Genomic DNA, 20458 nt, shown 5'->3' on the forward strand with positions numbered 1-20458 from the left:
TCTTGATAACAGGATTCTTTTTTTATATACGTTTATTGCGCCTTGAGGGTCACTTCAAACTTCGCACCGACATCACCAACAAATACAATTTTGCCGTTGCTAGGAAGTTTGACTTGTTTAAGACCGCTAATGGTGAAGTAATTCACACATACACCATTCTCATCATAGACGGCAAAGGAACTTTTGGTTGGCAGCTCTACTGTCATTATCTTACCTGTTGCCGTTTCAGGAACTCCATACCATCTAGCATATCCATCTGATTGGATAGTTACCATAGATTGCGGGCCTGCATAAATAGGTTTAACCGCATCTTGATGTATAAACAATTGATTGCCAATCTTTAAATACTCCACACCATTTTTATTTTCAAAAATAAGATCCGCAAGATCGCGTCCAGCGATGGTTGGAATTTGCACGGTCATTTCTGCTTTATTAGGCCCAGTTATTTTATTCGAGCCCATATAACCAGGTGCGTCAGGGAACATAGCGATTCCAGCTACCGGCATACTCATGTAATATTGGGAGCTGTACTTCTCGCTGACATCAAAATACAATTTCCCTTGACGCTGCTGCCACGCAGTAGTGACCTCTTGAGATAGGGCATTGGGTTCAAGCTTCTCAGCTGCATATTGGGTAACGGCAGTTTCACCAAGTCCTGGAATCACCCCATACCCTTGACTCCAAAGATAGATACGGCCATTGCTCTCCTTCACAAAGCTAACTTTACTTGTACCCTCTGCATCTAAGAATTCACCGTTCGAATTATAGGAAAATTTCTGCGCAGGCATTGTAGGAGCTATAATCGAAGAAATACTCAATTCCCCAGCTTTACTAACCTCTATCTTCATCAGTTGCGTAGAATCACCATAGACACCCGCATAGTTTAGCAATTCTTGCGGCATATCCTCTTTGTTCGAAGTTTTAAATGTAGGTGTAGCTTTCAGTTCCTTAATAACTCCCTTTTCCTGTAAAGCGCTGAGTAAAATTTCGTTGGCAAGCATCTGGTCCGTTGTACTTGATCCGCCAGAAGATATTACTGCTGCTGCCATCTGCTGCTCGGGCAGTACAACTAATGAGGTATGATACAGACCTGTATCTCCACCCTTTGTCAAAGCCTTGATTTCGTACTGGTTAAATGGATATAAGTTCACACTGTCCCAGCCTAATCCATAAGCTAACGAATTATCGGCTCCTTTAGGCCATATTCCACGCTTATATTCCTCTTGTTCCATCGCTTTTACAGACTTTTCTGACAAAATGCCAGTCGATTGGCCTGTAAAAATAGTTGCAAAACGCACCAAATCCTCAGCAGTGGAATAGATACCACCTGTTCCAATCACGTTAATGGTTTCTTTGGGTAAAGCTGCTGAGTAGGTAGCATTATAGACACTAGCCAGCTGAGAAGAAGCTACAGAATCTACAGGCGTTTTCGTATGTTCAAGCCCTAGAGGTTCTGTGAAATTTTGATGAATGAATGTGGTAAAGTCCGTGCCACTGACCTTTTCAACAATCAACTCAGCCAACGTAAATCCATCATTACAATATACTGAGTAGGCGCCTGGATCGGCCTTCAGACGTTGTGTTGACAAAGTCTCTAGCAAACTATCTTTTGCAATAGGATCGGAATCATTAAATAAGAAAGAATTGGATAAGTTCGAGCCAGCAAGACCTGATGAATGATTCAACAGCATCCGTACAGTGATTTGCTTATAACGAGAATCTTCCATCGTAAAATTATTCAAATAAGATACGACTGAACCGTCCAAATCTACTTTTCCTTGCTCAACAAGCTTCATAATAGAAGCTGTTGTATACATTTTACTCGTCGAGCCAATACCATACATCGTTGTGACGCTTGGTGCTGTCTTACTCTCCACATGGCTAAATCCAGATTGACCGCTCACAACGATATTATCGCCATCAATAAGAGCATATTGGAGACTAGTCGTCCCCAGCTTCTCCGTTAAGAACGCCGCCTTCTCTGCTGCCACCTTCTGAGTGTTCACATACGTTTGCCCTTTGCTGCTATCCGCTGCTAAAACACTAGTAGGGACATACACCAATAGAAGCAATGCAACTAATAAGGATGCCAAATTTTTCTTCATACATAACCTCCCGATATGAAATCGTCATCCTTTAAAGGATAATTTATCCATGGAGTAATGTAAAGGAAGTTTATACTATTGGGATTATATATCTAATCTACTATTTCTACTTTATCTCCGATTCGAATTTCCCCTGTTTTGATTACAGAGGCATAGACTCCGAAATGCAAATCAAACTCTTTATGTAATTTTTTCAAAAGAACTGGGTCCTTCTGGAGACTATCCGGGTCCATCGTAATCACAACACATCTCTCACAAAAACTATCTACCTGTAGCTGTACATCCCCAATGTTGAGCCGGCGTCCAATCCAATCTCCTTCAAAAAGAGAATCATCATTCAGCGCGATAACAAAATTCCCGCGAAAACGACGTTGATCCAAGGAATGCCCCCAGGTTGCCTCCAGTTTTTTTAAGCTGGCATCCGTAATGAGTAGAATACTAGCGCCATCCACGGATAGGAGCTGCGGATGTTCTGGCTGTGGATGTGCAGCTTTTAGACCAGACATAGTGATTGGAGTTTTGGTTTGGCTTTGGATTTCTTCCAATAGATTATCATCCCATCCAAAGGTTCGCCCGTCTGATGCCGTTACATGGATTTGTCCATCTATAAATTGCGCTTGATAGGTAAGCATATTCGGTATATTTCTAGCGGTGATATATCTTCGCCAGCCCTCTTTTGACTCATCGTAAAAGGAGCAAAAACGGTCACCAAGCATTCCATACGGTTCAATCATACAGCTTTCTAATTTTTCACCCGCAAATGACTTGACCGGATAACGATTAATTCCTTGAATTTCACCAACAACTGATAACATAATACAACGCCTCCACTTGTCTTAAAATGCAACGTATCTTCCCATTCTACCTGATTTTATTTAACTGTTGTATGAATATCTAATAACCCAGAAATTTTATATGTTTTATTGAGTTATATGTTTTATACTATGACTGTTAGACATATTGCATTTCGAAATAACACTCACTCCCCCATAAAGAAGAGAGGTAACCTGTTGTGCGGACAAATGATTTTCAAGGTTTTGACTTTGTTTTTACCCAAGCCGTGATGGGTATGGCCCTTATTTCGCTTGATGGAACGTTCCTAAAACTGAATTCAGCATTATGCGACCTCTTGGGGTATGATGAAAACGAGTTAACGACACCCTCTCCAACCGTCCGTACCCTTCTAGATCAGATTCATAAATTCATTTCATTAGGAAGCTCTCTTCCATCTACGAGTACTGATCCGCAGAGACTCGAAGTAGATTATTTCCATCCAACCGGACACCGGTTATCTTTAAAGGTCTCCATATCTATCCTTTCGGATGACATTGGTAAACCCATACTTTATTTTGCTCAATTCGAGAATAAGACCCTGATCAGGGAAATGGAGACTCAGCTTCAGGTTGTGAAGACCCATCTACTTGAAAAAGAGAGCTCTTTTCTACAGCTGCTGGAGGAACTGCCTCAGCCCGTGCTTATCACTAGGGGAGGGATTGTTCTGTATGCAAATTCGGCAGGTTTACAATTAATCCATGCGGAAAGCCTAAATCAAGTGCTTGGTCTATCGACTATGGATATTGTAGACTACTCTAATTATGAAATTCTCTCAGAACGAAGAAAGAAATTCAACACTGATAGAACAACAGGTTCTGTCTGCTACCTGATTAATTGTTTAAACAACCAGCAGAAATATGTAGATGGGATTACATTGCCGATCATTTATGAGGGAAACGAAGCCTACATTGGCATATTCAAAGATATATCCGAGCAAGTATTGGAAGATGAACGACTGATACAGTCCGAGAAATTATCCACAGCAGGACAGTTAGCAGCTGGAATCGCTCATGAAATACGGAATCCTCTTACAGCCATTAATGGCTTTATGAAGCTACTGCGCTCTTCCGAGCGGATGAATGATAAATATATTTCCATTATTGAGTCAGAATTGAAACGCATCGAGTTCATCGTCAACGAACTGCTTGTCTTATCTAAACCCCAAACCACTCATATTAGTAAACCAGTGGATTTATTGTCTTTGCTGGAACAAGTCACCACACTAATGAATGGACAAGCTGCCCTAAAAAATCTCAAGATCCTCCCTGTCTGTACTGATCAATCCATTTGGATCAATGGTGAGGCTTATCAGATGAAGCAGGTATTTATTAACTTACTTAAAAATGCGATGGAAGCAATGAATCATGGGGGAAACATCTATATTCATGTGCAAACCTATGACAGAGAAGCCCGAATCAGTGTGCAGGATGAAGGCTGTGGGATGACAGAGGAACAGATCAATGCCCTCGGCAAACCATTTTATACGACCAAAGAAACAGGAACAGGCTTAGGTTATATGATCACACAAAATATTATACATAATCATGGCGGAGCGATCTCTATAGAAAGTATTCTGGAGCAAGGAACAACTTTTACTGTGAGTATTCCAACGATCATTACACCTGAGGAACCTATCATGTAGAAGATGAGGTATCGCAACATCATGCAAGAATGCCCCTAATTTTCACATTATAATGGTTATACATAATTGGAAAAGAAGGTGCAGCAATGACTCGTGAAGTTCGAACAGTTGTTTTCGATCGTGACTTAAAATTTGAGGCCTATCGATTCGAAGGTATTATGCAGAAGTTTCCCAACCATTTTCATGACTATTATGTCATAGGTTTTATTGAACAAGGAAAAAGACATCTGCTATGTAACCAAGAAGAGCATATTCTTAACAGCGGAGATGTGGTCATCTTTAATCCGGCGGATCCCCATGCCTGTGAACAGATAGACGGGAGAACGCTTGACTATCGCTGCATCAATATTCAGCCGGAAGTCATGCGTGAGTATGTGCTAGAAATTACCGGCATAGACTACTTACCGCGGTTCACACACAATGTCCTCTACCAAAGTGAACTGTCGAGCCCTTTACACGATCTGCACCAAATGATATTAGAGGATCAATCCGATTTTCAAAAAGAAGAATTGTTTCTATTTCTCTTGGAGCAGCTTCTGAGAGAATACACGGAGACAGAAACCCTCTGTCCCGCTCAAGAGCCTACTTCTGAAATTAAAATCATTTGCGAATACATAGAGTTACATTATGCGCAGAACATTACGCTGAACCAGCTAAGTGAATTGAGCGGCTTAAGTAAATATCACTTGCTGCGTTTATTTACCAGACAGAAAGGAATATCACCTTACCGTTACTTGGAAACTATTCGCATCAACCACGCCAAAAGGCTTTTAGAACAAGGAATATTGCCAATAGAAGTGGCCTCTCTAACCGGATTCAGTGATCAGAGCCATTTCACAAATTTTTTTAAAAGACTCATAGGCTTAACCCCTAAGCAATATATGCGTATATTTGTTCAACAAACGGGAGTAAAGTCATCAATGGAACTTACGAAATGATAAATCAACGCAAGATTAACACAGGACATCTGCTGGCATTGCTTACGATTTTAATCTGGGGAACCACCTTTATCTCCACAAAAATACTGTTAAAAGACTTTACGCCTGTGGAAATTCTGTTCTTCCGTTTTCTTATTGGGTACTTTGTACTGTTACTGATCTATTCACGTCCAATCCGAACTACATCCTTTAAAGAGGAATTACTCTTTATCTCAGCAGGTCTTTGTGGAGTCACGTTATATTTTCTTATAGAAAATATTGCCCTAGTCTATACCCTTGCATCCAATGTAGGTGTGATTGTCTCCATCGCTCCATTTTTCACGGCAGTTATCGCTCACTTCTTTTTAGAAGAAGAGAAATTTCATAGGCAGTTTTTTATAGGATTTTTGATAGCCTTGACAGGAATTATATTAATTGGGCTGAACGGGAGTTATCTTCTGCCACTGAACCCCATCGGCGACTTGCTGGCATTGCTGGCACCTGTGGTTTGGGCAATATATTCAGTGTTGATGCGAAAAATAAGCCTACTAAAGGTTCATACTATAGGGGCTACCCGCAGAGTATTTTTCTATGGTCTGCTGTTTATGCTGCCTACTCTGTTTCTGTTTGATTTCCAGCTGGGTCTGAGTAGATTCAAAGAGATTTCAAATGTAGCTCACCTGCTTTTCTTAGGTCTGGGTGCCTCGGCACTGTGTTTTTTGACTTGGAATAAAGCTGTAGGGATTCTGGGGGCTGTAAAACAAGTGTATACATCTATATTGTGCCTGTAATTACAGTGGCAGCTTCTGCCCTTGTTCTGAATGAAAAGATCACCTGGGCAATCCTGACGGGAACTTTTTTAACGCTCACCGGTTCATATATTTCCGAACGCAAACCTAAATAACCACACCATCTTTAACATTTAATAAAAAGAAGCCCCAGCAGCGTGATGCATACTGGAGCTTCTTTAAGTTTCATTCCATACTCAGAACAACGAGACAGGAATAAGCTTTCTTCCTCCCTTGATCAGGGTCGATTCTAGCATGTCCCCTTTGACGCCTCCAAAATAAAGCTGCCAATACACGCCAAAACGCACGCTGACATCATTCTTCACCAGCTCCGGCGGCGTAACAATCAGCCATTGGAATTTGAGCGCCTTGGAAATTTCGAAGACGGGGTCAAGCACGTTATTGGAGACCATTTCTCCGAAAGGATTGTCATATAAAAAGACCGTCCAGCCTTTATTCTCACGATTCACCCGTTTATGCGTCATGATCATCATTGCGACCAGCAGCTGTACAGATTGACGTTGCCCACCACTGCCGACTGCTTCATCCAGTGCGCCGCGATTAATAATCTCCCAGTCCGAATAATGATAATCTTCCGGTGCGGCGTAGAGGAAATAATTCTCCGTTACCGGTTTATACACTTGAAGTATCGGAAAGCGGTTCTGCAGCGCCGCATAGACAATTCGTCCGTCATTAATAACCTCTTTGATTACCAGCGCCGGCACTTGTTCTATCTTGGGATACTTTTTGAGCAATTCATTGATGCATTGATTGAAGTAGTCACTCACCATCGGCTCTACCTCATCGCTTGTTCTTGGCACATTGATATTCTTGTAGTTCAGACGTACCAGCGGGAAGGCATAATTATTCTCGTTATGAATAATCATCCGGCGTTCCATTCGCTTCATAATATCAATGATTTGAACCACTCGTAGAGATGCCCGGCCAACCCACATCTTGCGGGAGAGATCCATGCCTTCCTTATCGCTTTGAATGCTCTCGATCTGATCGCGCGAACTGCGTAGCATGGAATCTAGGACTTGCAGTGCAATGGCGAAATTATCCCAATGGACCGTATTCAATCGATCTAGAATCTTGGTCTCCAGTTCGGAATTCCGTTCATTTTTCGCAAGTTTTTCGGTTAAGGAATTTTTCTCTTCCTTCACCTTTTTGGAGATCTCATCCTGTCTAATCCGGCTATCCTTAATGCGGAGAAGCCAGTCGGCTACTAGAGGCTCGCAGCTTTCTCTAACCCTCAGCGTTATTTCTTCTGGCACACTCCGTAGGTTGACGCGATCCTCAATATGCGCGTTCATTATTTTGATTTGATTGGATAAAGTCTGAAGGAGGACATCGATTCGGTCCAAGGATCTTTTACACTGATTAAGCATAAGCTCATTCGCTTGGCAGCGCTCCTGAATTTCTGTCTCCTTATCCCCTAGCGCCTCATTCCAAAGCTCCACGGCACGTTCATGTTTCTCTTTGATCCCCTTCTCTACTTTGCGCAACTCTTTCTGCAAGTTCTCCAATTCAGTCTGGCAGCGGATATAACCGTCGTGAACAATCTGATAGTCTTCCTCCAACGAAGTAGTATCCGTCTTTTGGCGATTTCTTGCAGCCATAATGGTCTCGGACGTTTCCGTAGGTTCGGTCGCCTTCCGCCAATTCACATCCACTTGATTCAGGCTGGATTCAAGCTCAGCCAGATTCTCGCTTGCTGCTTTAATCTGTGCAGCTCTTGTCCGAACTTCCAGTTCATTTTCAGTTAATGATTGCTGTAGACTTTCCACGGTACTAAGCTGCTGCAATAGAAGATTCTGCTCTACAGGATCTACAGGTATGACTTCTCCTTCATCAGAAAGCTGGGGATCTGTTGGGAAAACAATCTCAGGAAACCATCGTTGCAGTCTAGGGAACATCGCATATTCGGTTTCTCTCGTCCATTTATTGCGTTGTCCACTCAAGCTTTCTATTTGCACCTTTAGGTGTTCAAGCTGCTGATCTTTACCTGCTAACTCTTTGCTCACCATATTCTTTCGTTCGATTATTTTTTGTTTTTCCTTATAATCTTGTTCCTGTTTCTTCGTCCGTTCAATCCAAGCTTGCAGAACCCCCGCTCTCTGCTCATGCTCCACACTTAGAACTTTGTTCTCAGCGAGCTCCCGTCCGATCCGGGTAAGCGTCCCTTCGTTCTCATCCATCTCATTGCTCAGATTGTTAATGCTCTGCTGAAGTTCAGCCTGCAGTTTAATAAGGGCATCATGCTTGGCTGTAAGCGTCATGGTATTCTCAGTTTGGAATAAACGTTCATATTCTTGACGCACCGATTTTAACTTAGATAAATAAGCTTCAGAGTCCTGAAGGATCTGCTCCTGTTCTTTGAGCTTCCCCTGAATACTGCTCTTCCAATCCTGGAAACGATCCGGCTGCAAGACCATTTGCGGCCCTTGATTCGCAAAAAGCATGAAGGATGCTTGATGCGGAGCTGCCATCTCTTCACGGATAAAGATCGGCACCGCTGATTTAAGCAAGGTGTCCTTCATCAGTTCCGGCTGAATTTTATCAGCTTCGCACCGGGTCATAATCAAACTATATGGAAGTAACGGATATTGCTCCAGTTCTTCCTCACGTTCAAGATACGGACGGTCATTTAAGTAGGAACTACCTAGTGTTGATTGAATCTTTAACGAATCGAGTGTATCTTTGACCGTCAGAATATCTGAATTGGGTAGCCAGTAGGATTGGTTCTGAAGTTCCACATCCATGAGCTGATTATAGTAATCCCTTCTGGAACGTTTAGTCTGTTGCTCTACTTCATCTATTTTTCGGATAAAACGTGCCGGGATAACATCTTGTTCTTCAAAAAGGCCGGTAGCTCCTAAACGATTATGCTCTTCATACATTTCCAGCAGTACAACGAGCTGTGACCATAATTGGGATTCTTTCTGAGTCTGTGACTCAAGCAGAACCCCAAGCTCGTCCGCTTCACGCTCATAAGAACGCCGTTTCTCACTCAGCTCAGCATGACTCTTATGCAGTGCCAGCTTCCGAATCTCTTCCTGCTTGTGCTGTTCTTCCAAGTCTCCAATGTCTTCAAGAATCGTTTTGGCCGCTGAGATCGTACGCTGCAGGGTAGCTGCCGGAGAATGGGCGGCATCCTGCCCATATTGGGCTGCGAATGCTCCGAGTTCTTCCGTGTATTGCCGAATAGATAAGGTCAAATCATTGATCTGATTATCCAGCCCGGCCAGCTCTACCAAGAAACTTTCCCTTTCCTTGCGCAATCTTCTCTCTTCCACCGTTAGGTCTTGCTGTGCTGTCCCAAACTCTCTGATCGTTTGCTGCCAGAGATTAAATACCACATTCCACTGTTTCCGCAGCTGTTCCTTGGCTGCCTGAATGACCTCTTGCCGTTCTTTCATCTCCAGAGAACCTTCGATAGCTTGAATTTCTTTTTGCCACTGCTCAATTTGCCGGGTATGGAGCAACCGTTTAGCCAGAAAATAAGCTACTTCAAGCTTCTTCTCTTGCGCTTTGGAATCCTCCAGCCGACCACGCGCACGGCTCTGATCATCACTGAGCTTCTTAAACTCTTCTTGCTTCAGTTCCGTTTCTTCCTTACTGCGTAAGTATTTAAGATTGTCTGTCTCAAAGCGCAATTGCTTCGCATCCTGATAACGTCCAGCCAGTTCATCAGCAATCTTACTTCGCTCAGCTTCTGCATTTCTCTGCTCTTCATAGATAACCGTATAGATTTGGCGTCCACGTAATTCAGTTTCTTGAACTACGTTTTCTGCTTCCACGCCTAGTTTTACCAGCTCATAAAGTGGTGCAGCCATACTAAGAAACTCTGTATAGACCTGCTCCCGCTGTTCAAGCATCGGCAAGCGCTGAGCCACTGTTGCTGTATCGATAAACATCCTCTGCAGCGTATTGTCGTCTTCCTTTAATCCTTCATTCAGACTAGATCCGATTTCAGGAATAATCAGCTTTTCGAACAAGTTATGATTGGTGAAGGCATCATTTTTTTTAAAATAACCTTTGATACCGCCCTCTTCACCATTGATCCGCCGCATATTACGCCACTCGGCGATATGGATATCCCGGGTAGCCAGGTAGTCATAATATCTTTTCAAATCCGAGCTATGGCTGCCAAAAGGTACAATCTCTCCCCGCCGATCGCGCACAAATTGCTGGATCGTTTCAAAACTCGTAGGTTCAGCAGTCACCTCGTCAAATAACGGCAACGTTGATAGCGTAAGTTCAGCCGCTTCACCGTAATCTGTAAGTGCGTACAGCAAGTAATCCACTTTGATATCCTGCTGATCAAGCGAATTATGTGCCGTCATAGCGATTCCCGTGGTCATATACTCATTGCGCTCATTGTTGTCGAGATGCCATTCGATAGCTACGTGAAAAGTGTACGGTTTAAGTTGTTTTTTATGATTATGAAAAAAAGCCTCAACCTGGTTCTCACCGTCTTTGCCCCATGGTGTTTTGGGCATCAATAGCTGGAAAATAGATTGCAGCAGTACGCCCTTTCCACCGCCATTCATGAGCGTAATAAGCGTATTAGCGGGTCCCTCTTCGTTACAGAGGTCCAGAATCATGTCGTCGTATTTCTTGAGCATCTTCTCGTATTTAAGTCCTGTAATTCGTATGCGTTCAATCCGCGGCATAGGTAGCACCGTCTTTCTCAGCTAAAGTTCTTCCAATGAGGCTCTTTAATTCCTGGTATCGATCGACATCATGATATAAATAACGCATTCTCTCATAAAGCTCTTCCCGAGGAAAGATACGCTTCTCTGTCTCAGAGATGAATACGAGCTTCTCCTCCTCCAGAAGTTTCATGCCTTCATGAATCAGCCCAATTCGTGAGCCTGCGCCTCTGGTCAGAAGATCACTCTCTTCCTGACTCTTAGTCTGCATGTAAAGACTGGTCCATACCTTAAACATCGCTTGGATATCAAGCTGCCACTGCTGGCTGAATCGTCCTTCCTCATCCATCTGAATCCACGTCTGAAAGAGAGAGGACACCTGATCAGCAATTTGAATATAGGACATACTGTCCTGCCCCGACTTAAAATGAGTCTCATCCTGATCCATTTCGGCCAGAAAAACCAGAATAATAATATTGATAATATGTAAGTGAGTTTTACGCTCAACACGTGAATATTTGTTCTTCAACTGGGTGAAATTGGTTGCAAACACTGACCCCAGCGGATTAACTAGCAGATGGAGACGGTGCCCGGAATTCATCACCCGACAGCCCCCTTCTTTAGCAACGTACTGAAGTGCATCATAAGTTCCTGCATCCTGAAGGCATTCTGCCGCTGCAGGGTCATCGAGAGGAATTACTTTTTTACGGAGCAATTCAAAAAATAGCCGCGAAGCTTGCTGTACCTGTTCTAATGTATAACTCATGTTAGTAACTTCTCACCTCTCCACGATCGTAATCATATATGGACTCATATCCAGACCAGAACACCGTACCCCTGAGGCTGGTTCTGGAGCAATGCTCGTCCGCAGCGTTTTGCCGCGTAAACTCTCCAACAGAAGATCTTTTGCAAGTACATATTGGATTAGCTGTTGGCATTCATCAGAAACGCCGCTACCACCTTCTGGTGCCTGTTCCTGCACTAAAATATCTGTATGAAAAAACTGCACCCACAGATCAACAGCATCCGGTGTGTTTGCCCACCCTGTTAGTTCTTCGGCGGAAAAAGCGTCTGCAGTAAAGGTAAAGCTTCCCTGCTCAGCCAAGGCAGCAAAAACCGGCTGCCACAGCTCTACTACTTTTGCCCATGGAATACCTTTAGGAATATATTGAACAGGCTCTGTGTCCACCTCATCTTCGAAATCATCCATCACTAAGTCGGGGATAAACCCTACCTCTTGTTCCTCCCAAGCCCAAGGAAGCGGATAAACGAAGTCCTGATTCGGAGCGAATAATCCGCTGAGCAGCAGTTCAAGACTGTCACCGCTTGGCAGACCCTCTTCTTTCACCCATTCCTCCCATACATGTGTACGGAAGTTAAACCCGGCTGCTCCCCAGAATAATTCAGGGAAGTTCAACCTTAAATTGGTCTCCATCTCAAAAATATTCAATACTACCTCAGCCAGCTCATCGTGTACACGCCTAGAAAGCTCGACTCGTTCAGAGAGAATACGGATCTCATTGAAGTCGATCACGTCTTTCTCATCATTGGCCAGCCGGGCCAGAGAACGGTGAATACTGTCAAAATGTTTGCGTTCCTCCTCGAACTGATGATGAATCTCTTCGAGTCGCTGATGCCGAGCTACTCCGAATTCACTAAAAATATGCTTCGGATTGCGGCGTAACGCATTGCGGTATTCTTGCTGTTGCTGGGTCATCTTGCGGACACGGGAGATCAGTTCATTAACATCCTGAAGAGCCCGAGTTACGCGCCCATGCTTTATATGCATTTGAATCTCGAGCAGTTTGATGCTGATCTGAAATTCATCAATAATCTCATGGCTCATAAAAATGAGCTCCATTGCATATTCAGAGAGACGATAGATGGTTCTGCCGTTCTCTTCCCAACTGCTGCGAGTCGCATCCTCGTCCACCGTGAAATACTTATATTTCTGCACGGACATTTGCCGGGTCACATCATCATAGAAAAAGGATTCGAAATCCCCACCATTCCCGCTCCACAATAAACCGTCCACGAGACGCTCTACGGATTCGGTAGTCCCAAGATTGGCGATATTAAAACGTTCCAGCGCAGTCCAAGTAAGCTCAATAATATCCTCTTTGGATCTTCTCTCATTCGATTCTAGCTCCAGATAATAGACTTGCAGCAGAACGCTTAAAGATACCATTTCTTTGTAAGGTTGGATTTCGCCAAGGTTCATGCCAGCCCCCAAATTCCACAGGGGATTCAATCGTTTGTTTCGTTCGCCAAAATCCGACCAATTCATCTTTCTGCTAACCTCGCCATCACTTCATAATTTAAAATTTCCTGCGGAACTCTCCGATCCTCTTTTCCCTGTACGGACAACCCCATACTTGTTCTCGATCACCCTCACTAAAAGAAATAAAACCCCTATACATCCTGTATAGGGTTCTGAAGCACGGGAATATATGTTTCTATTATAACAATCCTACAAAGGTTATGCTATTTTTGTTAAACAAAATAATTGATTCTAGCCGGATGACAAAAGATCGCAGAATTACAGGGAGAAATTCCCTGATTTTTCTGTTGAAGCTTCATTAACCCTTATAGACTCCGCAAAAAAAAGACAGCCCCAAAAACCATGAAATGGCTGAATGGGACCGCCCTTTTTTATTAACTACTCGGCAACTCCTGGCGTAAACGCCATACAATACTGCTCAAGTGTGCTATTAGGTAGAGGAATGACCTTAACCGTACGGAACTGATAATGCTCATAAACGGGCAAATTGCTCGGTGTCTGTGTCTCTAACGTACATAACGTATTGCTCATACGACATTCCGCGAGTAGCGGTGTCATGATTTTTGATACATATCCTTGACCTCGATATTGATCCTGCACTGCAAGCATATCCAAATGTTTATACTTCTGATCCCCAAACATTGATAACCACAAGGAACTCATACTACACAAAATAGATAAACCACGTATAAATCCTCGCACCCCAATGATTCGGCAAATCGGCAATGACTTAATTATCGCAAGGACTATCTGTTTCATATACCTGACGTTCGAAATCACTGTCCCTGTCTGACGCTCCGAATGGAACACTAAAGCCACTGCTTCAAAGTTAGTAGAAGTCGTTAGTAAATCCGAATATGGATACAACATCTCAATGTAACGATGAAAAAAAATATTCAACACGCGTAATCGGGTTGATTCATCAGGCAAGATATGCTGATATAACGGATCATTTTTGGCAAATGCTTCGGCCAGAACACTGGCTGCTCTTGGAATATCATGCTGCTGAATTTTTAGTAATGTACTACAAATAGTTCCACCTCATTTAATAGTCTTATGAATTAGTATAACTCGTCCAATTGAATATGGCACGATGGTTCTATTGTCATTTCTTTATTGAATACGATATGATTGAAAAGATTACAAAAATACTGGGAGGTAAAATGGAAGATATTATACTGTGGCTTAAATACTTGTTTCTAGGGTTTGTTCAAGGGGCAACTGAGCCAATCCCCGTCTCTTCGAGCGGCCATTTGATCATCGCACAGAAATTGCTAGGCTTAAAACAAAATGGGCTATCATTTGAAATTTTAACAAATACGGCTTCACTAATTGCGATTTGTTTTATTTTCCGCAAAGATATCGGAAGATTGATCACTGGATTCGTTCAATTTATTCTGACCCGCAAAGAGGAATATAAGTCGGATTTCCTCTTCTCTTTGTACATCATCATCGGTACCTTGCCTGCGGTAATTGTTGCCTTACTCTTCAAGGATCAGATTGAGGATATCTTCTCGTCGGTTCATACCGTATCCATCGCCTTGCTTGTTACAGGGGTAGCTTTATGGTTGATCCGTAACCTTCGCGGACGTAAACAAGATGGTGACTTAAAAGCGAAGGATGCAGTTATAGTCGGACTTGCCCAAGCAGTCGCCCTTATTCCTGGGATAAGCCGTTCTGGTGCAACTGTCATCTCTTCCATCGCTGTGGGAATGAAGCAAGAAACTGCTTTACGCTTTTCTTTTATGCTTTATATTCCTGTCAGTTTGGGCGGACTCGTTATGGGCGCATCTGATATTGCCCACGATCCTAACCGCTCGCAGCTAGCCATTCCATACTTGATTGCATTTATTACTACACTTATCGTTACTTATTTCTCCATGCGCTGGTTTATGGGGATTATGGCTAAAGGTAATTTGAAGTATTTCTCTTATTACTGCTTCTTAGCTGGGATACTTCTCCTCATCTTTATGTAAGACATAATTTCAATTAAAAAACCTCATGACAATCTCTGAGATCACAGAGAGAGCATGAGGTTTTTTTATATTATTTCAACATGGATATTACTTCATCGCTCGACCGGATCTTACCTATGCGAGGGAAGATAGTTTTGCATACATAATCATGCTCTTCTTTAGCCATCGCGGTCATAGCATCTTCTACAAAAACTTGATGATAACCAAGCTGATAAGCTTCTCTAGCAGTAGTATCCACACCAATCGAGGTAGAAATACCACATAATACGATCGTGTCTATTCCGCGGCGTCGTAACTGCAAATCAAGATCTGTACCGAAAAATGCCCCCCACTGCCGTTTGGTAATCAGATGTGCATTTTTGATATTCGCTAATTCTGGTACGATGTCGTCCCAACCTTCTGGATAGGTCACGGAATTCATTTTCAAATCAGTTTTAGGTTTAAGCATATCTTGCCCATCTAGCCATGACACCCTCACCAGAACAACAAATCCTCCTTTCTCCGTAAAGGATTGGGCTAATTTGCTGGCATTCTCAACCACCTGAGCACTTGTATGCGGCCCCTGCTTTGGACTGTGGACAATTCCCTGCTGCAAGTCGATCACGACTAGCGCCGTTTTACTTGCCTCAATACTTTCAGATGCTAAGCTTGTTAATTCTTCCATTGTCTTCTCTCCGATTACTATCAATTTTTGTATACTACAATTACCCTATATTACCCAATAGGTGTCCCATTAGGTAATTTAATATCTGGCTTCAAGAGAACCACATCCCCTTTATCCGGTATTCCTCCAAGAACTAATACTTCTGATTGGAAACCCGCAATATTTCGAGCAGGAAAGTTAACTACCCCAATGATTTGTTGCCCTACAATCTCTTCGGCCTTATATCGTTTAGTAATCTGTGCACTTGATGTTTTGCTTCCGATATCTGGTCCAAAATCAATTTGGAGTTTAATCGCAGGTATTTTTGCTTTTGCAAAAAACTCCGCTTTAATAATTGTTCCAACACGAACATCAAGTTTTAAAAAATCATCAATAGTTACCATTTGCCATCCCCCTATTTAGCTAAAACATTTTCCAACTACTCATTCACTTATTTTGAATGTTGTACTTTAAAGATTTCGACCAAAAATACATTCCCATACCGAGTAAGGTTATTATGCCACCTAAAAACTGGAATAATGATATAGTTTCCCCTAATAATAGATATGCAAGGACTATAGCAAGAACAGGCTCACCAATAATCCCAACCGAGACAGTAGTTGCTCCAATCGACTTTAACAAAAGGTTAAAGATGTATTGACCAAAAATAGTTGGAATTATTGCAAGAAGCAAAAAATAAATCCAATCTGATGAAGCATAATTAATTAATGAGACATTATTTATCAAATTGTACACGAGCATAACAGTACCACCAATAAAAAAAACGAAAATGCTGTATAGACTTGCATTGATTTTGCCGCTTACTTTTTGCCCGGCCAACAGATAGACTGAAGCAAAGAATGTGCCAATTAACGATAAACCATCGCCAATTAATGCATCTTTCGAAACCCATATGTCTCCCCATGCAATAACAATCGAACCTAAAAGAGCAACAATCAGGCAAAAAACGGTTAGCAGGTTAACATGTTCTTTGAATAAAAAGTAAGACCCCATCATAACAAATAGCGGCTGTAACGATAAGATCACCATGGAGCTTGCAACTGAAGTATAGACCAATGATTCCATCCAGAATAAAAAGTGTAACCCTAGAAATAGGCCGGATAAAATAACGATGACCCAATCTTTTTTATTCATCTCAGTAGAACGAGCCATTTTCCCAGATGTAAAACAGAGCATGATGATTACAGAAATAAACAATCTATACATCCCGGCCACTGAAGTAGGTGTATCTGAAAGTTTAATCATGATTGAAGAGATAGAAACGGACAAAATACTGATAAATAACAGAATAAACGGATGAAATAGTATAGACGGTTTATTTGAACTAACCATAGTTCCTCCAAAATGTGTGACAATCCCTGTGCACAGAATTGTATGATAAGTCTAGGCTGGATATAATAATATCACCGCCAAGATCAATATTGTGCAACTATATCTTTAATTTATATTGAAATATCGTCAAATAAGGAGAATAAGCACTTTGAAAAAGCAATTGCACGAAGCCATTCAATTTCCTGATGATGCATTTCCATACATCATGTACACTCATACCAATTATGAATCTATTCCTAATGGCAGAGGGGTTAACGATCTACATTGGCACCAAGAACTACAAATTACTTTAGTGACCAAAGGGAAACTAACCATACAAGTCAACGGAATCAATTATGATTTAGAAGCAGGTCAGGCCATCTTTATTAATAAGAGCGTACTTCATATTGTTACATACCTTAACCAAGAGGGTGAATATGTTAGTTTTAACTTCCCAGAGAAGTTACTTGCTTTTTATTCTGATAGTGCAATGGAAAAAAAGTATGTACTTCCGTATACCAATTCATTCTTGTTAAGTTTAGAAATCAAAGGAGATAAGGACTGGCATAATCAAATCCTACAAATTCTTTGGGCTATGAAAAAAGAATTTGAATCGAAAAAAAAATGGGGATGGGAGTACGAAGTTTCTATCAAAACAGTCCAGTTATGGTTAATCCTTATATCAAATTTTTCTCTATCCTCTGAGGAATCGTCTAAATATAACAGACTCCAGCAAGAGAGACTACAATTAATGCTTAGTTTTATTCACAAAAACTATTCTAATAATTTGACATTGAAGGAAATAGCAGATACAGCACATCTAAGTGTATCGGAGTGCACTCGAGGTTTTAAGAAAAGTATCCATATGACTCCGTATTTCTACTTAATTAAATATCGCATTAATAAAAGCTGTGATTTGTTAATAGCAACTGACTACACGATAACTGAAATCGCACAGCGAGTTGGTTTCAATAACGCAAATCACTTTATCCAGTCTTTTAAAAAACACTTAAACATAACTCCTAAGGAGTTCAGAAAAATTAGAAATGAACGAACTTAAAAAACAACAAAAGCAGAGTCGATCGCTTTGTCTGACTGCCTTGTGTTAGCGTAATTTCGATGCCCTTCGTAAATCTCGAATATATTTCCAAGACACAAGCTTAATGTTTTCATTTTCTAATAGTCTATGATTTCGGGAACGCCATATAAACGATATCCCACTCTTTTCCAATAAAGTTACGTTTATATCTTCAACCTTTTCGTCCTGCATGAATTAGTGTTCAATTCTACTATATGATAAACTTGCAAGAAGTTATCTGCTATTTATCTATTAATAAAGGAGCGGAAAAATGAGATGGGCAAAAAGAAAAAAACATTACCCGCCAATTTTGCCGAGCTGGTTAAAACGAATGATATATCTGCCTTAAAAGAGGTATTTGAGCTATGCGAATGGGATGCCCGTGGGGGTTACAGCAAAGGTACCGCCCTCAGCTTCCGGCAAATACCGGATGAGATGGTTTCCTGGCTTGTGGAGCAGGGTGCTGACATCAACGCTGCCGACAACTATAAGCGTACCCCTCTTCATGCTCAGACTGCAACCTGGTCCGGAAATGTCCCCTTACTCCTTGAACTAGGTGCAGATATGGAAGCTCTGGATTACCAGAATGAGACACCGCTGCACTCAGCAGCTGCTTCTTACAAAACAAAAGTAGTGCGTGATCTGGTGGTACGCGGCGCAAATGTCCATGCAGAAAATAACCGAAAAAACACACCTCTCGCCAAAGGATTATTACAATGCCGGAATATCGATATAGTTCACATGGCAGAAATCTCGCGAATTATGCTGGATGCAGGAGCAGTAATCACGCCGGAGATGAAGGAATCCGTGCGGCGTATCGGCAAGGATTTTGAATTCGTCAGAACAAATTACAATAAAGATCGACTGGATGAAACTGCAAATGCTCTCCTGGAGCTGTACCGGCAATTTGATGTCGAGCCTATAGCGAAACTGCAGAGACATGATGGAATCTCTCCTATCGAGGTAACGGCAACCGCATGGCCCGCACAGCACCAAGAGCTGTGGGATTTTCTCGTCCCTGCTTCAGGACACGCGACAACGGTGCAGGGTGAGGTTATCCGCATCACAGGGCGGGTGTCTCATGAAATCCTTAATAATGGCGGAGGAAACTGGGATGCCGATTACCGTAAAATGCTGGATGCACTGATACGGCATTTTAGCACGGGAACGCCTTTAGAGCCCGTCCTTCTTCAAGAGGCAACATCACTCGCCAAACGGTTCCGCAACATCGCTGGCAATGAGCAACCAGCCAGATTATGCGAGCTGGCGGTGCAATGGGTACTTGCCAATCCTCAGCCTATTTCTATGACACAACCCGATTATTCCCGTTAAGTCTATCCTGAATCCTTAACGTGTCTATTATCTAACTAAAGAAAACAAAGAAACGCCCCGAAGAAAAAACTTTGGGGCATCAATTTACATGAATTCTAGATCCAACAAGTTTTAAGGATAATGACGAGAAGAATGTAAAGCACAAGAATCGTACCCGTTGATGTCCAAGGATTAATACAAACTGGAGCCTTTTTTTGTTCTTGAACGCCCCCAACACAGTTATACCCCATTTAAATCCCTCCCTAATTAATTTTTTTAAATTTCACAACAGCATATGACTATGTATCATCAAGTGATTGGGCATTAAACAACTTTGCCGCTTGTATCTAAGTCTATGATTCAATTCATTTTCTTTAACTTGACAAGCATACATAACTTTATGCTAATATAGACAAATCAATAACGTTGATATATCATCTATTCTTCAATTAGGAGAGATCATATGGATTCAAGAGAACCTTTAGGTTTGGTCATTCGAGATTTGCATTTAGAAATAGCAAATTATTTAACAAAGTTACTTGCTCCTTTTCGACTTGCACCTGAACAGCATCTACTTATGGCTCTGATGCTTGAGAAAGAAGGTCTATCTCAGAACGAGATTGCTGCTAATCTTGGTAAGGACAAAGCCAGTGTTGCCCGAATGATCGCCAGCTTAGAGAGCAAAGGTTACATACACAAAGTAACAAGTGCGCAAGATCGCCGAGCGGTAAATGTATATGTAACAGAAGAAGGACGGAAATTAGAGAATACTATAAATGAGGTGACGGTCAATTTAAACGAAATTATCGAGTCAGGATTATCTGCTTCAGATTACTCAACGTTAAAGACTTTGCTAACACATGTGCTGAATAATGTAAGAAGTGCTTAAAGCA

16 protein-coding genes and 1 pseudogene are annotated in these 20458 nt (G+C 41.9%); 7 read left to right on the plus strand and 10 right to left on the minus strand.

The features are described from left to right. Window positions 1-32: 32 nt before the first annotated feature. Both MHB56_RS03840 and MHB56_RS03845 read right to left on the minus strand, forming a co-directional pair. A complete protein-coding gene (locus MHB56_RS03840; RefSeq protein ID WP_341143277.1) occupies window positions 33-2105 on the minus strand; it encodes a serine hydrolase domain-containing protein in 2073 nt (690 codons plus the stop codon). A gap of 92 nt (window positions 2106-2197) precedes the next feature. Then, window positions 2198-2920: an MOSC domain-containing protein gene (locus tag MHB56_RS03845; protein WP_076276121.1), complete on the minus strand. Its 723-nt coding sequence runs from the start codon at window positions 2918-2920 to the stop codon at window positions 2198-2200. A gap of 197 nt (window positions 2921-3117) precedes the next feature. Here MHB56_RS03845 and MHB56_RS03850 point away from each other — a divergent pair, with 197 nt between their 5' ends. From MHB56_RS03850 to MHB56_RS03860, 3 genes and pseudogenes are all read left to right on the plus strand, one after another. Next, a complete protein-coding gene (locus MHB56_RS03850; protein ID WP_248548557.1) occupies window positions 3118-4581 on the plus strand; it encodes an ATP-binding protein in 1464 nt (487 codons plus the stop codon). An 86-nt stretch (window positions 4582-4667) separates the two neighbouring features. Next, complete coding sequence (locus tag MHB56_RS03855; protein ID WP_076190650.1) at window positions 4668-5519, plus strand: AraC family ligand binding domain-containing protein; 852 nt, start codon at window positions 4668-4670, stop codon at window positions 5517-5519. Next, a pseudogene (locus MHB56_RS03860) lies at window positions 5519-6402 on the plus strand (DMT family transporter). Before MHB56_RS03855 ends, MHB56_RS03860 begins: the two are co-directional and overlap by 1 nt. Window positions 6403-6483: 81 nt before the next feature. Here the strand turns inward: MHB56_RS03860 and MHB56_RS03865 are convergent. The 4 genes from MHB56_RS03865 to MHB56_RS03880 form a co-directional block, all read right to left on the minus strand. After that, window positions 6484-10965 (minus strand): hypothetical protein, encoded by a 4482-nt coding sequence (locus tag MHB56_RS03865; RefSeq protein WP_341143278.1) that lies wholly within the window; start codon window positions 10963-10965, stop codon window positions 6484-6486. Continuing rightward, a complete protein-coding gene (locus MHB56_RS03870) occupies window positions 10952-11710 on the minus strand; it encodes a DUF6063 family protein (protein ID WP_076190642.1) in 759 nt (252 codons plus the stop codon). Before MHB56_RS03870 ends, MHB56_RS03865 begins: the two co-directional genes overlap by 14 nt. 12 nt (window positions 11711-11722) lie before the next feature. Continuing rightward, window positions 11723-13231, minus strand: coding sequence for a hypothetical protein (locus tag MHB56_RS03875; RefSeq protein ID WP_341143279.1), 1509 nt, complete (start codon window positions 13229-13231; stop codon window positions 11723-11725). A gap of 372 nt (window positions 13232-13603) precedes the next feature. Next, on the minus strand, window positions 13604-14095 hold the full coding sequence (locus MHB56_RS03880) for a GNAT family N-acetyltransferase (protein WP_081383226.1): 492 nt from the start codon (window positions 14093-14095) through the stop codon (window positions 13604-13606). A gap of 293 nt (window positions 14096-14388) precedes the next feature. Between MHB56_RS03880 and MHB56_RS03885 the strand changes: the two genes are divergently transcribed. After that, on the plus strand, window positions 14389-15201 hold the full coding sequence (locus MHB56_RS03885; protein WP_036688882.1) for an undecaprenyl-diphosphate phosphatase: 813 nt from the start codon (window positions 14389-14391) through the stop codon (window positions 15199-15201). A gap of 70 nt (window positions 15202-15271) precedes the next feature. On the opposite strand, the gene MHB56_RS03890 is transcribed toward MHB56_RS03885, so the two are convergent. From MHB56_RS03890 to MHB56_RS03900, 3 genes are read right to left on the minus strand one after another with little or no spacing between them, the layout of a single operon-like run. Next, on the minus strand, window positions 15272-15865 hold the full coding sequence (locus tag MHB56_RS03890) for a hydrolase (protein ID WP_076127313.1): 594 nt from the start codon (window positions 15863-15865) through the stop codon (window positions 15272-15274). Between the two features lie 50 nt (window positions 15866-15915). Next, window positions 15916-16248 (minus strand): chaperone CsaA, encoded by a 333-nt coding sequence (gene csaA / locus MHB56_RS03895; RefSeq protein WP_076134367.1) that lies wholly within the window; start codon window positions 16246-16248, stop codon window positions 15916-15918. 43 nt (window positions 16249-16291) lie between these two features. Further along, on the minus strand, window positions 16292-17197 hold the full coding sequence (locus MHB56_RS03900) for a DMT family transporter (protein WP_076304884.1): 906 nt from the start codon (window positions 17195-17197) through the stop codon (window positions 16292-16294). 148 nt (window positions 17198-17345) lie between these two features. Between MHB56_RS03900 and MHB56_RS03905 the strand changes: the two genes are divergently transcribed. Continuing rightward, complete coding sequence (locus MHB56_RS03905) at window positions 17346-18236, plus strand: AraC family transcriptional regulator (protein WP_076218163.1); 891 nt, start codon at window positions 17346-17348, stop codon at window positions 18234-18236. A gap of 294 nt (window positions 18237-18530) precedes the next feature. Continuing rightward, window positions 18531-19586 (plus strand): ankyrin repeat domain-containing protein, encoded by a 1056-nt coding sequence (locus MHB56_RS03910; RefSeq protein WP_341143280.1) that lies wholly within the window; start codon window positions 18531-18533, stop codon window positions 19584-19586. 95 nt (window positions 19587-19681) lie between these two features. Here MHB56_RS03910 and MHB56_RS03915 read toward each other — a convergent pair whose 3' ends face one another. Continuing rightward, the gene (locus tag MHB56_RS03915) at window positions 19682-19762 is read right to left on the minus strand and encodes a YjcZ family sporulation protein (RefSeq protein ID WP_232061537.1); all 81 of its coding nucleotides are present in this window, start codon (window positions 19760-19762) and stop codon (window positions 19682-19684) included. Between the two features lie 266 nt (window positions 19763-20028). Between MHB56_RS03915 and MHB56_RS03920 the strand changes: the two genes are divergently transcribed. Beyond that, complete coding sequence (locus MHB56_RS03920) at window positions 20029-20454, plus strand: MarR family winged helix-turn-helix transcriptional regulator (RefSeq protein WP_076183004.1); 426 nt, start codon at window positions 20029-20031, stop codon at window positions 20452-20454. Window positions 20455-20458 lie beyond the last annotated feature (4 nt).

Source organism: Paenibacillus sp. FSL H8-0315, assembly GCF_038005365.1.
GTDB lineage: Bacteria > Bacillota > Bacilli > Paenibacillales > Paenibacillaceae > Paenibacillus_AQ > Paenibacillus_AQ odorifer.